This window comes from Alcaligenes faecalis, from assembly GCF_005311025.1.
Classification (GTDB): domain Bacteria; phylum Pseudomonadota; class Gammaproteobacteria; order Burkholderiales; family Burkholderiaceae_B; genus Alcaligenes; species Alcaligenes phenolicus.
Genome location: NZ_CP031747.1, coordinates 2,097,315 through 2,115,645, shown reverse-complemented (window position 1 = coordinate 2,115,645; position 18,331 = coordinate 2,097,315). Strand labels below are relative to the sequence as shown.

Sequence of the window (18,331 nt, the reverse complement as noted above, 5' to 3'; positions counted from 1 at the left end):
ACTTATTGACTGGAGTGATCAACCATGAAACATATGCTGAGCACATTGGCTTGCCACCTGGCACTGCCTCTGGCCCTGATGACAGTGGGAAGCGCGGCTGCCGCGCAAACCGCCATTTGCTACAACTGTCCACCAGAATGGGCCGACTGGGCCAGCCAGATCGAGGCCATCAAGGCACACACCGGCATTACCGTCCCGCCCGACAACAAGAACTCCGGCCAGTCCCTGGCCCAGCTGGTTGCCGAGTCCGCCAATCCGGTCGCCGACGTGACCTATCTGGGCATCACCTTTGCCATTCAGGCCCAGAAAGAAGGCGTGACCCAGGCCTACAAACCCCAGGGCTGGGAACAGATTCCCGAAGGGCTGAAAGACCCGCAAGGCCATTGGTTTGCAATCCACTCCGGCACCATGGGCATCATGGTGAACAAGTCGGCCCTGGGCAATGTGCCGGTGCCTGCCTCCTGGCACGACCTGCTCAAGCCCGAATACAAAGGCCTGGTCGGGTATCTGGACCCCTCATCGGCCTTCGTGGGCTACGTGGGTGCCGTTGCCATCAACGAAGCCCTGGGCGGCAATATGGACAACTTTGATCCCGCCATCAACTGGTTCAAGGCCCTGCAAAAGAACAACCCCATTGTTCCCAAGCAAACCGCCTATGCCCGCCTGATTTCCGGCGAAATCCCCATCTTGCTGGACTATGACTTCAGCGCCTACCGCGCTCAGTACAAGGACGGCGAGGACGTCGCTTTCGTGATCCCCCAGGAAGGCACGATTGTGGTGCCGTATGTGATGTCCCTGGTCAACAAGGCTCCACACACCGAACAGGGACGCAAGGTGCTGGATTTTGTGCTGTCCGAGCAAGGGCAGTCCATCTGGGCCAATGCTTTCCTGCGCCCGGTTCGCAGCAGCGCCGTCAGCAAGGAAGCCCAGTCGCGCTTCCTGCCCGACAGCGAATACGCACGTGCCAAGGCCATTGACTATGAGCGCATGGCACAGGGTCAGAAACCCTTTGCCGAGCGTTATCTGGCAGAGGTCCGCTAAGCGGTCCATGTGGAGTTAGCGTATGCAACGCAAATACCTGCTGCCCTTGTGCTCGGCCCCTGCCGTCGCTTTCTTTGCCGCCTTCTGGCTCTTGCCTGCGGTACAGCTTCTGGCCCTGCCCGCACAAGAAGGCATGCACACCTACTGGGTCGTGCTGACATCAGGACGGTACTTGCAGGCCTTGCTGCAAACGCTGCTCCTGTCCGCCATCGTGACCCTGGCCACCTTGGTGCTGGGTGCCATGGTCGGTATCGTGATGGCTCGCTATCACGTGCCGGCCAAGCGCCTGCTGCTCTCCCTGATGACGTTGCCCCTGTCCTTTCCTGGCGTCATCGTGGGTTTTTTCATTATCTTGCTGGGTGGTCGGCAGGGGCTGCTGGCCCAGATCAGCCAGAATCTGGGCCTGGGGCGAGTGACCTTTGCCTACGGCCTGCTGGGTTTGTTTCTGGCCTATCTGTACTTTTCCCTGCCCCGCGCCATTGCTACTTACACCGCAGCCGCCGAATCCATAGACCGCAATCTGGAGGAAGCCGCGCGCTCCTGTGGAGCCACACGCTGGGACATTGCCAGAGATGTCTGGATACCGGAACTGGCTCCCACGTCCCTGTCTTGCGGTGCCATTGTTTTTGCCACCTCCATGGGCGCTTTCGGTACGGCCTTCACCCTGTCCAGCCGCTACGAAGTGCTGCCCATCACGATCTATAACGAATTTACCAACTATGCGAATTTCACCCTGGCGGCCAGCTTGTCCATTTCCCTGGGGCTGCTGACATGGTTTACCTTGTGGCTGGCCCGGCGTCTGGTCCGCGATCCCTCGGTCGTTATTTGAGGGCACCATGACACTGAAAACGGCTTCAAACCCCCATCGCCCTGCCCCCCTGCTTCTGGCTGTCACCGGACTGACCGTGCTGTTCCTGCTCGGCCCCATTCTGGTTTCCGTGCTGGCCGGGCTGGTCAACAATTATCGTATCGGACTGAAAAGTGGCCTGACCCTGAAATGGGTGGAGCAAGTCTGGGCCAACTACGGCAGCACAGTCTGGCTATCCCTGCAGCTGGCGCTGCTTTGTGTGCTGGCTGTCATTGTGCTGGGCGTCCCCTGTGCCTATGCCCTGGCACGCAGCCGCTCCCGTCTGGCACGCAGCTTTGAAGAACTGCTGACCTTGCCAGTGGCGGTCCCCGGCATGGCCTCGGCCCTGGCCCTGCTGCTGGCCTATGGCTCCTTGCAAGGCTTTCGTCAAAGCTTCTGGTTCATTCTGGTGGGCCACATTGTGTTCACCCTGCCCTTTATGGTGCGTACGACCACAGCAGCTCTGCAAAAACGCAGCCTGATCGATCTGGAAGAAGCGGCCCGCTCGCTGGGAGCCAGCTTTACGCAAATCTTTTTCGGCATCCTGCTGCCGGCCATCCTGCCTGCGATTGTGGCTGGCAGCCTGATGGTCTTCACCTTGTCGCTAGGCGAGTTCAACCTGACCTGGATGCTGCATACGCCACTGACCCGCACCTTGCCCGTGGGGCTGGCTGATAGCTATGCGTCCATGCGTATCGAGGTGGGCTCGGCCTATACGCTGATTTTCATGCTCGTCATCTTGCCCGTGCTGTGGGGGCTGCAGACCTTGGCGCGCTTGCTGGAGAAACACTATGGAAAATAAACACATACCGGTGCGTATCGAACACTGCGCCAAAACCTATGCTGATGGCACACGGGGATTGCATCCCAGCACCCTGGACATCGCCCCCGGTGAAGTCATGGCTTTGCTGGGGCCCTCGGGATGCGGCAAGACCACCTTGCTGCGACTGATCGCCGGTCTGGAAATGCCCGATGCCGGCAGCCGCATTCTGTTCGACGGCCAGGACGTCACCCATCTGCCGATTGAAAAGCGTGAGGTCGGCATGGTGTTTCAACATTACGCCCTGTTCCCGAACATGACGGTGGAAGCCAATATCGGCTATGGCCCGAAGATCAAGGGAATGGATCTGGCCGCACGCCAAAAACTGGTGGGTGAGCTGGTCGATCTGATGCGCTTGAACGGTATGGAAAAACGCCAGCCCTCCGCCTTGTCGGGTGGGCAACGACAACGAGTTGCCATCGCACGTGCCATTGCCAATCAACCCCGCGTTCTGCTGCTGGACGAGCCGCTGGCCGCCCTGGATGCCAAGCTGAAAGTCTCCTTGCGCGACGAGCTGGCCGAGCTGCTGCGACGCCTGCGTATCACGGCCATTCATGTGACCCACGATCAGCAGGAAGCGTTTGCCATTGCCGACCGTCTGGCCGTCATGCACGAAGGCCGCATCATTCAGATTGGCGATGGCGAAAGCCTGTACCGCCATCCGGCCCACCCTTTTGTCGCTACCTTCCTCGGGCGGGTCAACGTCCTGCAACGCAGCGAACAAAGCCTGCTCAATAACGAAATCCGTCTGGCAGACCTGAGCCTGACTTGCCCCGAGACCTTGCGCGGGGCGCAGGAGTTGCTGGTTCGCCCGGAGGACATCAGCGTTTGCATGGATACACCCAGCGGCTGGGCACGTGCCAAAGTGCGACAACGCAGTTTCATGGGCGGACGGGTGCAACTGACCCTGGACGTGGACGGACAAGCCCCTCTGATTGCCGAGGTAGACCGTGATCACGGAGCCGTCCTTGGCAGTACAGTGGGAATTCACATCAACCCCGGCAAGCTGATGCCCGGTACCGTGCCACTCTCTTAACGCAAGCGGATAACGATGCTGAAAACATTACTGATTCAAATGACGGACCCGCATATTCGGGAAGAAGGTCGGCTGGCTTATGGCCGTCTGAATACCGCCCCCTATCTGCAGGACGCCATCAACCACGCTCTAGCCCTGCCACAGAAACCGGATGCCCTGGTGTTGACGGGCGATCTGACCGACTTTGGTCGACCACAGGAGTATGCGCACTTGCGCCGCTTGCTGGCACCGCTGGGCTCCATCCCGGTGTATTTGTTGCCGGGCAACCATGATGACCGCCAGCAACTGCGCGAGAGCTTTCCCGAGCATACCTATCTGGGTAAGGCCGGGCCCGTTTGCTACAGCGTGGACATTGGAGAGCTTAGACTGCTGGCCCTGGACAGTGCGGTATTGGGAGCCAGCGCGGGCAGTCTGGATCAGGAACAACTGGACTGGTTACGTACCGAGCTGGCCCAACAGCCTGAGCGCCCCACCATCATTGCCCTGCATCACCCTCCTTTCAACACCTTGATCGGCCATATGGACAAGATAGGCCTGCTGCAAGGAGCGGAACAACTGGAAGCGATTGTGCGCCGACACAGCAATATCGAACGTGTGATCAGCGGGCATTTGCATCGCAATATCCAGATCCGTTTTGGCGGCACCATTGCCAGCACCGCCCCATCGGTGGCGCATCAAGTCTGTCTGGATCTGGCTGAAGACGCAGCGTCGGCCTGGACACTGGAACCGCCCGGCTATGCCGTTCATGCGCTGGACAGCCTTGGCCAGATCGTGACCCATACTGCCACCGTCGGCCAATTCGACGGCCCCTTCGCCTTCCATGAGCCAAGCGGGAAACTGATCGACTGATTGGATGCACGGCGTACACCAACGGCTGCTTGGCCTTGATGGTCTCGTCAAACCAAGTTGACCATAGGTCCCTCTTTGCTAGCTCAAGGCTGTAGCAAACACTGACAGCATTAAGCAAAGCCGTTCAAGAACGCTAGGCCCATCCCATAAAAAAACACCCCAATATCGGTTGCATCCGATATTAGGGTGTTTTGATACTGCTGCTTCAGATCAAGAGGGCTGCCCAGAGCCACCCCGATCTGCAAGCCATGTCTTACTTCTTGCTGTCTTTCAGCTGAGGCACAGCCGAACCAGCGGCAGGAGCCAACAGGCCAGCCTGGGTGTAGGTGAACAGCTTGTCGCGGGTGTCCACGATGTCCAGGTTACGCATGGTCAGCTGACCGATACGGTCGCGTGGCGAGAACATGCTATCCACTTTTTCCATGCTCAAACGCTCGGCCTTGTAAGTCAGGTTAGGCGAGATAGTGTCCAGAATGGAGTAGTCGTTACCGCGGCGCAGTTCCAGTGTCACTTCGCCAGTTACGGCACGAGCCACCCAGCGCTGGGCGGTTTCACGCAGCATGATGGCTTGTGGGTCGAACCAGCGGCCTTGGTACAGCAGACGGCCCAGACGCAGACCGTTGATGCGGTACTGTTCGATGGTGTCTTCGTTGTGAATGCCGGTGACCAGACGCTCGTAAGCGATGTGCAGCAAGGCCATGCCGGGGGCTTCGTAGATGCCACGGCTCTTGGCTTCGATGATGCGGTTTTCGATCTGATCGCTCATGCCCAGACCATGACGGCCACCAATGCGGTTGGCTTCCAGCATCAGTTCCACAGGGTCGGAGAATTCCACGCCGTTCAGGGCGACAGGCTGACCTTCTTCAAAGCGCACACGCACTTCTTCAGCAGCCACGGCCACATCGTCACGCCAGAAAGCCACGCCCATGATGGGCTTGACGATATTGATACCGGCGTTCAGGTACTCCAGATCCTTGGCTTCGTGCGTGGCACCCAGCATGTTGGAGTCGGTGGAGTAGGCTTTTTCAGCCGACATCTTGTAGTCGAAGCCGTTTTCCTGCATGTACTCGGACATCTCGGCGCGGCCGCCCAGCTCATCAATGAAGGTCTGGTCCAGCCAAGGCTTGTAAATCTTCAGCTCAGGGTTGGTCAACAAACCGTAGCGGTAGAAACGCTCGATGTCATTGCCCTTGTAGGTGCTGCCGTCGCCCCAGATATGGACGTCGTCTTCTTTCATGGCAGCAACCAGCATGGTGCCGGTTACAGCACGACCAATAGGCGTGGTGTTGAAGTAAGTGACACCGCCGGTGGTGATGTGAAAGGCGTTGCACTGCAAAGCGGCAATCCCTTCAGCCACCAGTTGCTGACGGCAGTCCACCAGACGGGCCAGCGTGGCACCGTATTCCTTGGCCTTGCGGGGGATCGCATCGTAATCGGGTTCGTCAGGCTGACCCAGGTTCGCGGTGTATGCGTAAGGGATGGCGCCTTTATTGCGCATCCACAAAAGTGCAGCGCTGGTGTCCAGGCCACCGGAAAAGGCAATGCCGACCTTCTGGCCGACTGGAAGAGATTCAAGGATGGTTGTCATTATCGCGTCAGTAGTGGTGTGCAAGTACAGTTCCGCCCGTAAGGCTCTCTTGTAGAGCCCTGCCCGCGGCAGGATCAATATGTCATTATATCGTCTTGACCGACCCTGGACACCTTTGCGTAGCTGGATTTAATTACTCGATGAACTAGAACATCCTTTTTTACCTGGAGACAAGCCATGCCCGAGACTCACGCTCAACCCGCTATCAGCCGTTATCCCGTCCCCACGCTGGCCGAAATGCCCGAGGATATTCGCAGTCGAATTGAAGCCGTGCAGGAAAAATCCGGTTTTATTCCGAATGTGTTTCTGGCTCTGGCCCACCGTCCTGACGAATTCCGCGCTTTTTTTGCCTATCACGACGCGCTGATGGAAAAGCCCAGTGGTTTGAGCCATGCAGACCGGGAAATGATTGTGGTGGCCACCTCCGCTGCCAATCAGTGTCATTACTGCGTGATTGCCCACGGTGCCATCTTGCGCATCCGCGCCAAGAATCCCCTAGTGGCAGACCAGGTTGCCGTGAACTGGCGCAAGGCCGATATTCCGGCACGCCAAAAAGCCATGCTGAGCTTTGCCATGAAAGTCTCGCAAAACGCTCAGGAGATTGAAGACGCCGACTTCCAGGCCCTGCACGAGCACGGTTTCAGCGACGAGGACGCCTGGGATATTGCCGGCATCAGTGCCTTTTTTGGCCTGAGTAACCGCATGGCCAACTTCATGTCCATGCGCTGCAATGACGAGTTCTACATGCTGGGACGCGTTCCCCGCTAAACATGATGCGTTACGCCCTGTTGTTTGCCGGGTGGATTTGTGTGGCGCTGGCGATTGCCGGCGCTGTTTTACCCTTGCTGCCTACCACGCCATTTGTACTATTGGCCGCGTGGTGCTTTTCCCGTAGCTCCCCCCGCTTTCATCAATGGCTGCTGGATCAACGCCATCTGGGCCCATACCTGCGAAATTGGGAGAACGGCCAGGGCTTGACCCGCCAGGCCAAACGCCGGGCGCTGATCATGTTGTGGCTGTCGCTGGCCGTCTCGGCCTGGCTGACCAGTCACTTGGGCTGGTATCGACTCGGGCTCTTGATTCCGGGCATTTTCGCCACCCGCTATTTGCTGCGTGCCAAAACCCTGGATGACACCCCTTCCGAGCCTGTGCAAAAATAGCCTGCTTGAACCGATCCTGGCTTGTCCCTTTTTGCTTGAAACACCTATGTCCAATCCTGTTATCTTGCTGGCTGCCGCCTACATCACCAACTCTGAAGGCCAAATTCTCCTGGTCCGCAAACGTGGCAGCGCCTATTACATGCAGGCAGGCGGCAAGCTGGAAGCAGGTGAAACGCCCTTGCAAGCCCTGCAACGCGAACTGGACGAAGAGCTGGGCCTGACAGCGGAAGAAACCGCCTCTGCCCGCTACGAAGCATACTTTGAAAGCCCCGCCGCCAATGAACCTGGCCACGTGGTTCATGCCCACGTTTTCACTTTGACGGTAAACCGGGAAATCCAGGCCGCCGCCGAGCTGGAAGAAGCGCGCTGGGTCAGTCCGCAAGAAATCCGCTCGCTGACGCTAGCCCCCTTGCTGGCTAATCACATTCTGCCGCGCCTATGTGCCCAGGCCGCCGCCTGAGCTGCAGCTTGCACAAGACGTCCTTCCGTCTTGTGCCGTCCAAGCCACGAACCGCCTATTTTTTGGCATAATGTCGCCCTTGAGTCCCCTCTTTGGGGACGCAGCTATTTGCCCGACCAGCCCGCAACGGCGGGCTTTCTTTATTGAGCGCTAATTTATGTCCTCTTTGCCCTGTCAAGGCGCAATCGTCACCTTTACCCTGCAGCAGCTGCGTGCCGCCACGCAAGCCGGGGGGATTTTAGGTGTGTCCATCAAAGGACAAGGCAATCATTTTTTTGTACAAGTGGCCACGCGTGCCGGTCAGGCCGTGCTGGTTACAGCCCGCAGCAAAGATCCGCGCAGTTTCAAGAGCCCCTTGCAGGCCATGGTTCTGCTCAAGCAAGTTGGGATCGTCACAGGCCAGTTTGATCTGACCCAGTACTCGCCTGACCAGCACGAAACCGCCCCGCGCAGCCGTCGCCGCCCGGCCAAACCCAGCAAACTGGGACTGCGCTGGAACCGGATTGCAGAAAGCATCTCCAGCCCCGCTCAACCTTCTTTGGATGATCCCAGCCTGGACATCAGTGAAGAACAGACGCGTCGCCTGATCGCCAGGCAGGAAAACCAGCAGTTAAGCCTGCTGGGCAACTAAACGCAGCCCACTTGTGCTTCTGGACGTGTTGAGCGAATAAGCCGCGTCCAAAGCCTGTTCCAGGTCTTGCTGCAAGTGCTGGGGCTCTTCCAACCCCACATGCAAACGCAATAACTGCCCTTCCCCGAACAAGGCTTCCCCATTGCGTTTGGGCATCTCCATGGGCAAAGCCAGACTCTCGAACCCACCCCAGGACAGACCGATGCCAAACAGGCGCAAGGTCTTGAAAAAGCAGGATAACTGCGCTTCGCTCAAGGGTTCCAGCACAAGGCCAAACAAGCCGGTAGAGCCGGTGAAATCCCGCTTCCAGATGGCATGACCGGGATGCGATTCCAACGCCGGATGCAACACCCGCTGAACCTGCGGATGATTCTCCAGAAAACGGGCAATCTGCAAAGCACTGGCTTGGTGCTGACGCAAACGCACACCTAAAGTACGCATGCCGCGCAGCGCCAAAAAGGCATCGTCAGGACCGGCTGTCTGACCAAAATCATGTGCAGCACGGCGCAGCAACGGCCAGGCACGCTCATTCGCGGTGGCAATTCCCAGCAAGGCATCGGAATGCCCGGTCAGATACTTGGTGGCCGCCTGAATGGATACGTCCACACCATGCTCGAAGGGCTGGAAGAACAAGGGAGTAGCCCAGGTATTGTCCAAGAGCACATACGCCCCCACCGCATGCGCACAGCGAGCAATCGCAGGAATATCCTGAATCTCGAAAGTGGCCGAACCGGGCGACTCTACGTACACCACCTTGGTATTGGGACGAATCAGGCTGGCCATACCGTCACCCAAAGACGGCTCATAGAACTGCACCTGAATACCCATGCGGCTGGCCAGCACCTGCTGGGCAAACGCGCGTACCGGTCCATAGACTGAATCCGGTATCAGCAAATGATCTCCAACTTCCAACATGCCCAACAAGGCATGAGTACAGGCCGCCAATCCAGAGGGAAACAAGCTGGCCTGAAAACCGCCTTCCAGCTCGGCCACGGCCTGCGTCAAGGCTTGCAAGGTGGGATTGGTGAAACGGCCATAAGAGGCGTAGGGATTGTCAGGCTCCTTGCGCTGCGCCCATTGCTCCAGATTGTCGGCCAGGATCGTGGAGCCGCGACAAATGGGCACATTCACAAAGCCAGCCGACACGCTGGTGTCCCGTCCTACATGGGTCAAACGGGTATGTTGATAATTGCAGTCCTGCATGCTGTTTTCCTGATCCTGATCGCTAGAGATGAATGGAAACAGTCTACGCAAGAGCCCAAGGGCAATTATTGCGTTTTCACGCTACTGTAGGCAGAATTCGGAGAATAAAAACCTACAATCAGCAAGATTATTGGGAAATTATTTTATGCTGGATAAATTCGACAAGCACATTCTGGAGATCCTCCAAAACGATGCCACCTTGGCCATCCAGGAAATTGCCGATCGGGTGGGTTTGTCCAGCACACCCTGCTGGCGACGCATACAGCGCCTGGAGCAGGAAGGCTATATCGAAAAACGGGTGGCTTTGCTCAGCTCTGAAAAGCTGAATGTCGGGGTGACGGTGTTTGTGGCCATCAAGACCAATCAGCACAACAAACAGTGGTACAGCCAGTTTTCGGCCGTGGTGGAGGCGATCCCGCAAATTGTGGAGTTCTATCGCATGAGCGGCGATACCGACTATTTGCTGCGCGTGGTTGTACCTGACATCAAAAGCTTTGACCGTGTTTACCAGCGCCTGATCTCGGAAATAGAGCTGACCGACGTCAGCTCCAGTTTCGCCATGGAGCAGATCAAGTTCACGACCCGTCTGCCCCTGGACTACGCCTGATCCAGTGTGGTTCAGGGCTTAAAAGCTGTATTCCACATCCAGCGTCTGGCCGATACTCAGTCTCTGAGGTTTGGATTCAACCAGCATGGCCTGCATGCCAAACAAGGTCCCTTGCGGGAACTGACGGCTTTGTGCCAAGGCCAGGCCGGGTTGGGTACCCACATCCCCTGTCAGCTGATTCACATTGGGCATAGGGCAACGAGTACAAGGGCGGATAAAGGCAAAGCTCAAGCCTTCACTGCTGACACCCAGCACATAGTCTTCTTCATACGCGGGCAGGCCCTCAAAAACCACATTCGCGCGGAAACGATTCATGGGCACGGCCTGCTCACCTGACTGTTGCACCAGGCGGTTCAGCTCTTCCAGGGACGCCTCATTGGTAAACAGAAAAGGCAGCGCATCTGCAAAACCAAAACCGTTGATCTGATCACCAATCTGACGCCAGCCCTGGGACTTTTCTACCCAGGGACGCACACGCTCGGTCAATACATAACGCCTGGCGCGGCTATGGTTACGCAATACCCGGCAAGGAGTCTGCAAAAAGTCGCTAAACCATTGCGCGACCTGATCGCCCTCGTCCCGGCCCAAGGTATCTGAACTCCAGATACGCACGGACACAGCGACGTTATCCCCTGCCGGGGCATCCAGAGACCAGGACAAAGGATCCATACCAGGCGCTTGCACAGTAATCTGCCCGTCCTGCACCACTGGCTGAATCAAGGCCATGCGCGGCCAGCGACGCTGCGTCATGAATACGCCCTGTTGGTCAACAACAACCCACTCTCGGTCAAAGGCCAGGCCCGCAACGCTGACCTCCACGCCCTGTGGATGGGCCTGGGCAGCACAGGATTTGATGGGATGGGTAAAAAGGCCAGTGATGGTAATCATGAGTCGCAACAGAAAAGGCAAGTTAAGGGACCTATTCTAAAACAGCCGGAGCGCCTGCCTGCCCCTGCTTTGGAGACTGATTGCAAAGAAGTGGATCAGAAACATCGACTCTGAAAATCTATTTCGCACCAACACTTGACAACAGCGCAAAGCCATGAGTTAATAGTTGATTGATTGCACCAACATATCCATTACATCAAGAAAGTGCGATCAACATTTTTTTGAATGTACCCACGCAAAACAGGTCCCTTTGACCTTCTGGCATGTCCCCAAACATGCGGGTATTCATTCACCACGGCGACGACAGCCACATCCAGACTTATTTTTTGCATCGTAGCGGACTCGCTCCGTCCATTTGCTTGGCAAACGAATAAGGCGCTGTCCATGCTGCCACAGAGCACGTCTGCCTGACATTTGTTCGACCAGCGCGGCTCTACATTGAAATAGCAATGGCTTGGCCTCCGTGTGGAGACCGATCCATCATGGTGTCATCAAATCTCAATAAAAAAACGATGTAATGACGCCACACGATAAGGAAAAAAATTATGAAAAATATCTATCCAACCGGTTTGGTATCGCGCCCTGAGCATATTGCCTTGAACAAGACCGATATTCGCATTGGCGATACCGTTTACTTGCAACCCAAGAACGGCCCTCGCATGGCGGGTACCGTGATTTTCAGCTCGCCTGTACACGGCTGCACCACCTATACGGCAGACGCGCAGAACCAGGACGCCAACGTGCGTTTCCGTTTCCGCCTGCAGGACGTGCATCACGTGGCTCCGCGCCACCCTTTGCCAGCCTTGAACTAAGGCTTTGCCTGCCAATTAATACGGGGAACCCAACCCAATTCCCCGTATTAATTTCATTTACAAACATATAATTACAATTTGCAAGAAACATTCCTGCTTTCATCCTAAAATAGTGGCGGCTTGAAACTTATCCGACGCTGTAAAGCGTCCACGACGAGCGTGCGCTCCTATGGCAACGGATATGAAATCAAAGCAGGCTTCCTGCTTGCGCCCGCCGCGGCGCTATTCCTATCTCTCCCGTTTTTTCCTGTTCAGCCTGGTCTTGATCCTGACCCTGCTGGGCACCAAGCTGCGCCATTACGACGCCCTGACCATCTTCTGGCCTGCCGAGGCCGTGCTGCTGGGCCTGTTCATTCGTCGCCCGGATTGGGCCAGCCAGTTTCTTAACTGGGTCATTGTTGTGCTGGCCTATCTGTGCGCCGAACTGATCGCCCGCAACCCCCTGCCTATTGCCCTTTTGCTAACCTTGGCCAATGTCAGTGGCGTCGGGCTGGCATACTGGCTGATCACCCGCAATCCGCTGCTGGACCTGTCCTTGCGCCGCCCTCAGGCCATGCTGACCCTGGCCGCCTACTACGGACTGGCCTGTATCCTTTCCGCCCTGCTAGGCGGCATTGCCCTGTCTTTGCATACCTCTCAAGCCTTGTCGCTGGCCATCCTGTCCTGGATGCTGACCGGCATGATCTCCTACACCGCTATTTTGCCCGTCATCCTGACTGCCCCGGCCCGCCCCATACGCCGTTTCATGGAGTACTGGAACGAGCCCCATTTGATGAGTCTGGCCCAGTTGGCACCCGCCCTGTCCTTATTACTGACCAGCTTGTTGAGTTTGCTGATTGACGGCCCCGGCTCCCTGGCCTTTCCCGTCCTGCCCTTATTGTGGTGCGCCCTGAGCTACTCGCTCTTTTCCACTACCTTGTTGACCTTGTTCTATGTGCTCTGGACACTGTTCGCCCTGAGCCAGCCGGTCTACTTCCTGCCCAGCCAGCTATATACCTCACTGGATCTGCTGTCGCTGCGCATCGGCATTGCCTCCATTGCACTCGCCTCCATTACCAGTGCCAGCTTGATCTCAGCCCGTAATCTGGCAGTGGAAAAGCTCCAGCGGCTGGCTCACCACGATGCCTTGACCGGTTTGCTCAACAAGCAGGCCTTTTATCAGCAAAGCCAGACCATGCTGACTCAATGTCGCCTACGGCACGTTCCTGTCAGCGTCATTGTTCTGGACATCGACCACTTCAAACCCATTAACGACACCCACGGCCACCATGTCGGTGACCTGGCCCTGAGCGCCATCACCCAGCGTATTTCCCTGGCTTTGCGCGATACAGACTTGTGCGGTCGATTGGGTGGCGAGGAGTTTGGCATCTTGCTGCCCGACTGCAGCGCCACCCAAGCCCATGCCGTGGCCGAGCGTGTCCGCAAAAGTATTGCCCTGCGGCCCCTGGCCCTGGATAACGAGCAGCAACTGACCATGACGGCCAGCCTGGGTATCGCAACTCTGGAAGCCTCCACGCTGGATCTGCATGCTCTGCTTCGTCAGGCCGACACGGCCTTGTACGAGGCAAAACGTGCCGGTCGGGATCAGAGTTTTTCCTATCATTTCCCCGAACCAAAAACGAAGACTTGACGCTATCCGTAAGCAAACCGATACTGATGTGTCAATACGAAACAAAACATCAGGGAGCGGTGATATGGCGTCAGTTTACGGCTCGCCCTTGTGCCAAGCGTGTTTGACCTTGCCACAGGGATTAAGTACTAGCCAAGCGCATGCTGACTTGCGTTTACTGGGACAGCATCCTCCCTCTCCGGACGGGGCTCATGAGACCCAGTACCGCTGCCTGAGCTGCCAGACACACTGGCTGCTACGCACCAATCGCTGGGGCGTTCCCGAAGGCTTTCGCCTGAAACCCGTATAGGCAAAGCGGGGCACATGCACTACCATGACGGCTTTGTCTGTTAGCGATTCCCGTATGTCTGCCCTGCTGTTTGATACTGAAACCACCGGCACTGCCAAACCTCAAGTCATCGAGGCAGCCTGGCTGCGTTTAAGCGACCCTGTCTTCTTGCTGGTCAATGAAGAATTCGAGCAACGCTACCGGCCTGATGAAGCCAATTCTCTGGGTGCGCTGGCCACCCACCACATTTACGACGAAGAGCTGCAAGACTGCCCGTCGCATACCGAGTTCAAGCTGCCTGCCGACACCCAATACATCATTGGCCATAACGTGGACTACGACTGGGGCGTGGCCGGTTCGCCCAATATCAAGCGGATTTGCACTCTGGCCTTGGCCCGGCACTTGATTCCAGGCCTGGACAGCTACAGCCAGTCCGCCCTGATCTATCACATTGATCGCGCCAACGCCCGCGAGCGCCTGCGCAATGCGCACAGCGCCTTGGCCGATGTACGTAATTGCCTGGCACTCCTGCAATACTTGCTGGGCCTGACGCAAAACATCAATACCTGGGAACAGTTGTGGCAGCTCTCCGAACACGCCCGGATTCCCACCATTTTGCATTTTGGCAAACACAAGGGCATGGCCATTGCCGATGTACCACAGGACTACAAGAACTGGTTGCTGCGTCAACCAGACCTGGACCCCTATCTGGTCAAGGCCTTGAAGGTCTAAACCTCAAGGTTCGTAAAATCCCTAATGGCTGTCAGCCATCATATGCCCAATGATGAAGGTCCCAACAAGAACTTCATGAGGTGGCAAATGATCGAGGTTGCATACGTCACGAAAGATATGCGTCGGGACCCTTACGAACGAATCACCCATCTTGGAGGCGCAGGCTGGCAACGCTCTCAACCGGATGTGGTCCAGCAAATTGAGCAGGGCCAGGAGGACTATTACATTCTTCTGGATGGCATTCCCGCCAAACTGATCGTGGCGCTCAGCCGTTTTGGTGCCAAGTACCTGAAAACTGAGCTTGAAGTTGAAGAGCCTCATATTTTGCTCAGCCTTCCCAGCCAGGCCGGTTAAGCAGGCCGGTCCTCCCTCCACTTTCCCTCAAGGAAAACAGAAAACGCGGCTTTAAGCCGCGTTTTTCCATACCTGCCTGTCCACCTGCTTAGGGTTTGAGCAAGTGCCATTGGCCATTACGTACCGTAATCAGCTCGCGACCACGCTCGTCAAAGCCGCTATGGTCTTCGGGCGACATGGTATACACACCTTGGGTAGCCACCAGATCACGGGTTTGCTCCAGCGCATCGCGCAAAGCCGAACGGAACTCCGGCGTTCCGGGTTTGGCCTTGGTAGCCGCCTCAGGAATTGCCTTTTCCAGCAAAAGACCAGCGTCGTACACGTTGGCACCAAATGTAGCGGGAGCCTGACCATAACGCTCGGTATAGCGCTGGATGTAGTCCTGCGCGATAGGCTTGGACGGATTGCTATCGGCAATTTCAGGCAAGACCAACATCAGGCTGGCCGCCAGAATAGTGCCTTCAACCTGCTCGCCACCCAGGCTCAAGAACGCAGGAAGCGCAGCACCGTGCGTTTGATAAATCTGCCCTTTGTAACCTTGCTTAACCAGCGTCACTTGCGGCAGAACAGCCGCAGCGCCAGTGCCGGCTACCAGGACTACGTCCGGTTTGGCAGCATAAATCTTCAAGGCCTGACCTGTTACCGAGGTATCGGAACGCACATAACGCTCGGTGGCCACAATCTTGATATTGTTCGCCTCGGCCAGTTCCTTGAACACGGTCAACCAGCTCTCGCCGTAGGCATCGTTAAAGCCCAGGAAACCGGCTGTTTTCACGCCGGTATCGACCATATGCTTGACCAGGGCCTGAGCAATAATGTCGTCGTTCTGGGTCGTTTTAAAGACCCATTTCTTTTGCTCGGTCATGGGCAGCACGACGGACGCCGCGCCCACCGGTGCCAGCACAGGCGTGCCCGAATCGGCCGCAAACTGAATCAGACTCATGGCATTGGGCGAGCCGGTAGGCCCGATCAAGGCATCGATCTTGTCCTCGGAAATCATTTTCTTGAACAGCGTCACCGTTTGGTTCGGGTCGCTGGCATCATCCAGGGAGACATATTCAACCGTCAGATCGCCGACCTTGGTAGGCAGCAAAGGCACGGTATTGCGCTGCGGCAAACCGACCACGGCGGTCGGTCCAGTGGCCGAGGCGATCACGCCAATCTTGACCTGTGATTGAGCCGGTGTGGCCAGAGCGGCCAGAACAACGGACAAAGCGAAAGCAGTTCGAGTCAATTTCATAATGTGCAGAGCCAGTTAAGCCCTTCCCCCTTGATATCAGCGCAGCCGCGCTTATATGGATTGATCTGGGCATAAGATACCAAATTCCCCGTGCCGCACACGTCTTATTGAACGATTTGCTCCGGCAGGTCTGCTTACAATTGTACGCGGGCACACACAATAAAGTAGTTTATAACGAAGCTACTGTTTACCTTTCATAGAGCGAACCCATGTCACTTCAGCAAATGCTGCAACAAATTCTGCAAAGCGGCCAAAGCGCACTAAAACAAGGTCAAGGCCAATTGAACTCCTCCGGCCTGGGTAAGAAGATCAGTGAACAAGCCGGTGGTTTTGGTGGCGGCGCTGTGGTAGGCGGCGTTCTGGGCGTCCTGCTGGGCAACAAGAAGTTCCGCAAAATGGGCGGCTCCATGGCCGCGTACGGCGGAGCCGCTGCCTTGGGTGCCCTGGCCATCAAGGTCTATCAGAACTGGCAGGAACAAAACGCGGGCCAGCAAGCGGCCCCAACACCCGTGCAAGCGGTCCCAGCCGCCCCGCTGCCGCTGGCTTCCAACGGCCCGGCCGATACCCATGCCATGGTCATCCTGGCCGCTCTGGTCTCCGCTGCCAAGGCAGACGGCCATATCGGTGATGCCGAGCGCGAATTGATTGACGCGGAAATCAGTAAAATGGCCGCCCCCGAACAAGCCCGTCTCTGGCTGTCGCAAGAACTGCTCAAACCGGTTGACCCGCAAGCCATCGCCCAATTGGCGCAAACGCCCGAGATGTCGGCCGAAATTTACTTGACCAGCGCCATCGTCATTGACGAGCAAAGCTATATGGAACGCGCGTATCTGGACGAGCTGGCACGTTTACTATCCTTGCCGAACTCCTTGCGCGAAAGTCTGGATAATCAAGTCCAAGCTTTACCCCAAGCTTGATCGGAAGTGGGACCGTTCCACCAGAACACCCCCACTCTGATTGTTTTATTTTTCAACCCCGGGCTGACACTCCCAATGCAGCCCACGACTCATCAAGGAAACCACTCATGAAAAACACCCTCAAGTTGACGATTGGTACATTGGCCTTAATGGGTCTGGCCGCTTGCGCGGCTCCAAACAACAGCAACACCGCGACTTCCGAGCGCCAAATGGATAAAGAAACCTCTCTGCAGGCTTATCACTGGCGTCTGTTTGCCACTACCGGCAAAGACGGCCAGCCAGCCCCTGCCATACCTGGCGCAGGCGGCGAGCAAGTCACCTTGAATTTCACTGACACCATGATGTCGGTCGACAATCTGTGTAATGTCTTGGGGAGCGGCTACACCATCAGCGGTTCCAAAATCACCTTTACCTCGCCGGTCAGCACCCTGAAAATGTGCTCGGACCCCGAGTTGATGCGCAACGAACAAGCCGTTGGCAAATTATTGCCTACAGCGACAGACTGGAGCATGGCCAAGGCCGATTCCGCACCGGATAATCCAGCACCGGTCCTGACCCTGAACTTTAAAGACGGCACCAAATGGCGCCTGAAAGGTGAGCCTACTGCAACGACCCGTTACGGCAGCGAGCCAACCCGTGTGTTCCTGGAAGTGGCTGCACAAAAAGAGAAGTGCTCCCACCCCCTGATTCCAAACTACCAGTGCCTGAAGGTACGCGAGATCCAGTACAGCGATTCGGGCGTCAAGACCTACACGGGTGACTGGATGTACTACTACGGCGACATCGAGGGCTACACCCATACTCCTGGCGTTCGTAACGTGCTGCGTATCAACCGCTACGAACTGAAGAACGTGCCTGCAGACGCCTCGTCCAAGGCCGATGTTCTGGACATGGTTGTCGAGTCCGAACAAGTCAGCAAGTAATTCACGCAGCAACGTCGTCCAAGCGCTTTTTGCACTGACGACCTGATCACATAGCCCCAAGGTTGGAGTTGATTCCGACTTTGGGGTTTATTTATTTCAGAGGCATTCTTTATTCGGTTCAGATGACAGACTGTCCTGGTTCAGATCCTCTAAACCCCATAAGAAACAGCACATTCGGAGCCACAAATAGTTACTCACTGCTATGCTTTGAACCTAGTCAGCAAGCCTGCCCATCCGTAGTATGGAAATACCGGATAACATTTTTCACCTCCCTATTTATCCGGCTTCAGGCCTTGCGACATGCGAGGCTTTTTTTTATGCCTGA

Annotated in this window: 21 protein-coding genes; 17 read left to right on the top strand and 4 right to left on the bottom strand. The window is 56.6% G+C overall.

Annotated elements, in window-relative coordinates; genetic code table 11:
* Positions 1-78: 78 nt before the first annotated feature.
* Genes D0C27_RS09710 through D0C27_RS09690 form a run of 5 tightly spaced genes read left to right on the top strand, consistent with a single transcriptional unit; the run spans position 79 to position 4,593 of the window.
* Positions 79-1,041, top strand: a complete 963-nt coding sequence (locus D0C27_RS09710) for an ABC transporter substrate-binding protein (protein ID WP_240688349.1) — start codon at positions 79-81, stop codon at positions 1,039-1,041.
* Positions 1,042-1,063: 22 nt separating this feature from the next.
* A complete protein-coding gene (locus D0C27_RS09705) occupies positions 1,064-1,870 on the top strand; it encodes an ABC transporter permease (RefSeq protein WP_137430869.1) in 807 nt (268 codons plus the stop codon).
* Between the two features lie 7 nt (positions 1,871-1,877).
* Positions 1,878-2,690: an ABC transporter permease gene (locus D0C27_RS09700; protein ID WP_060186017.1), complete on the top strand. Its 813-nt coding sequence runs from the start codon at positions 1,878-1,880 to the stop codon at positions 2,688-2,690.
* A complete protein-coding gene (locus tag D0C27_RS09695; protein WP_060186018.1) occupies positions 2,680-3,744 on the top strand; it encodes an ABC transporter ATP-binding protein in 1,065 nt (354 codons plus the stop codon). The genes D0C27_RS09700 and D0C27_RS09695 overlap by 11 nt, the downstream gene beginning before the upstream one ends.
* Before the next feature lie 15 nt (positions 3,745-3,759).
* Complete coding sequence (locus D0C27_RS09690; protein WP_137430868.1) at positions 3,760-4,593, top strand: phosphodiesterase; 834 nt, start codon at positions 3,760-3,762, stop codon at positions 4,591-4,593.
* 253 nt (positions 4,594-4,846) lie between these two features.
* On the opposite strand, the gene argG is transcribed toward D0C27_RS09690, so the two are convergent.
* Positions 4,847-6,181 (bottom strand): argininosuccinate synthase, encoded by a 1,335-nt coding sequence (gene argG, locus D0C27_RS09685; RefSeq protein WP_137430867.1) that lies wholly within the window; start codon positions 6,179-6,181, stop codon positions 4,847-4,849.
* Between the two features lie 177 nt (positions 6,182-6,358).
* On the opposite strand from argG, the gene D0C27_RS09680 reads away from it, so the two are divergent.
* From D0C27_RS09680 to D0C27_RS09665, 4 genes are all read left to right on the top strand, one after another.
* Positions 6,359-6,949 carry a peroxidase-related enzyme gene (locus tag D0C27_RS09680; protein ID WP_009455594.1) on the top strand — a complete coding sequence of 197 codons (591 nt, stop codon included), beginning with the start codon at positions 6,359-6,361 and terminating at the stop codon, positions 6,947-6,949.
* A gap of 2 nt (positions 6,950-6,951) precedes the next feature.
* Positions 6,952-7,341 carry a YbaN family protein gene (locus D0C27_RS09675; protein WP_009455593.1) on the top strand — a complete coding sequence of 130 codons (390 nt, stop codon included), beginning with the start codon at positions 6,952-6,954 and terminating at the stop codon, positions 7,339-7,341.
* 46 nt (positions 7,342-7,387) lie between these two features.
* Positions 7,388-7,801, top strand: a complete 414-nt coding sequence (locus tag D0C27_RS09670; protein WP_035268238.1) for an NUDIX hydrolase — start codon at positions 7,388-7,390, stop codon at positions 7,799-7,801.
* Between the two features lie 157 nt (positions 7,802-7,958).
* A complete protein-coding gene (locus D0C27_RS09665) occupies positions 7,959-8,432 on the top strand; it encodes a hypothetical protein (protein ID WP_009455589.1) in 474 nt (157 codons plus the stop codon).
* Here D0C27_RS09665 and metC read toward each other — a convergent pair.
* A complete protein-coding gene (gene metC, locus D0C27_RS09660; RefSeq protein ID WP_137430866.1) occupies positions 8,412-9,635 on the bottom strand; it encodes a cystathionine beta-lyase in 1,224 nt (407 codons plus the stop codon). The two genes, D0C27_RS09665 and metC, sit on opposite strands and share 21 nt — an antisense overlap.
* A gap of 145 nt (positions 9,636-9,780) precedes the next feature.
* Between metC and D0C27_RS09655 the strand changes: the two genes are divergently transcribed.
* Positions 9,781-10,242, top strand: coding sequence for an Lrp/AsnC family transcriptional regulator (locus D0C27_RS09655; RefSeq protein ID WP_009455584.1), 462 nt, complete (start codon positions 9,781-9,783; stop codon positions 10,240-10,242).
* An 18-nt stretch (positions 10,243-10,260) separates the two neighbouring features.
* On the opposite strand, the gene D0C27_RS09650 is transcribed toward D0C27_RS09655, so the two are convergent.
* Positions 10,261-11,130: an MOSC domain-containing protein gene (locus D0C27_RS09650; protein ID WP_137430865.1), complete on the bottom strand. Its 870-nt coding sequence runs from the start codon at positions 11,128-11,130 to the stop codon at positions 10,261-10,263.
* 545 nt (positions 11,131-11,675) lie between these two features.
* Between D0C27_RS09650 and D0C27_RS09645 the strand changes: the two genes are divergently transcribed.
* The 5 genes from D0C27_RS09645 (at position 11,676) to D0C27_RS09625 (ending at position 14,926) form a co-directional block, all read left to right on the top strand.
* Entirely contained in the window at positions 11,676-11,942 is a 267-nt protein-coding gene (locus D0C27_RS09645; protein ID WP_009455580.1) for a hypothetical protein, read from the top strand.
* Positions 11,943-12,123: 181 nt separating this feature from the next.
* Positions 12,124-13,572: a GGDEF domain-containing protein gene (locus D0C27_RS09640; protein WP_060186022.1), complete on the top strand. Its 1,449-nt coding sequence runs from the start codon at positions 12,124-12,126 to the stop codon at positions 13,570-13,572.
* Between the two features lie 64 nt (positions 13,573-13,636).
* Positions 13,637-13,861, top strand: a complete 225-nt coding sequence (locus D0C27_RS09635) for a hypothetical protein (RefSeq protein WP_137430864.1) — start codon at positions 13,637-13,639, stop codon at positions 13,859-13,861.
* A 24-nt stretch (positions 13,862-13,885) separates the two neighbouring features.
* A complete protein-coding gene (locus D0C27_RS09630; protein ID WP_009455576.1) occupies positions 13,886-14,572 on the top strand; it encodes a 3'-5' exonuclease in 687 nt (228 codons plus the stop codon).
* Positions 14,573-14,659: 87 nt separating this feature from the next.
* A complete protein-coding gene (locus D0C27_RS09625) occupies positions 14,660-14,926 on the top strand; it encodes a DUF3892 domain-containing protein (protein WP_230940605.1) in 267 nt (88 codons plus the stop codon).
* 88 nt (positions 14,927-15,014) lie between these two features.
* On the opposite strand, the gene D0C27_RS09620 is transcribed toward D0C27_RS09625, so the two are convergent.
* Positions 15,015-16,166, bottom strand: a complete 1,152-nt coding sequence (locus tag D0C27_RS09620; RefSeq protein ID WP_026482930.1) for an ABC transporter substrate-binding protein — start codon at positions 16,164-16,166, stop codon at positions 15,015-15,017.
* Positions 16,167-16,375: 209 nt separating this feature from the next.
* Between D0C27_RS09620 and D0C27_RS09615 the strand changes: the two genes are divergently transcribed.
* Positions 16,376-17,083 carry a tellurite resistance TerB family protein gene (locus D0C27_RS09615; RefSeq protein ID WP_035268249.1) on the top strand — a complete coding sequence of 236 codons (708 nt, stop codon included), beginning with the start codon at positions 16,376-16,378 and terminating at the stop codon, positions 17,081-17,083.
* Positions 17,084-17,190: 107 nt separating this feature from the next.
* Positions 17,191-18,006, top strand: coding sequence for an META and DUF4377 domain-containing protein (locus D0C27_RS09610; protein WP_035268251.1), 816 nt, complete (start codon positions 17,191-17,193; stop codon positions 18,004-18,006).
* The last annotated feature ends 325 nt before the right edge of the window (positions 18,007-18,331 follow it).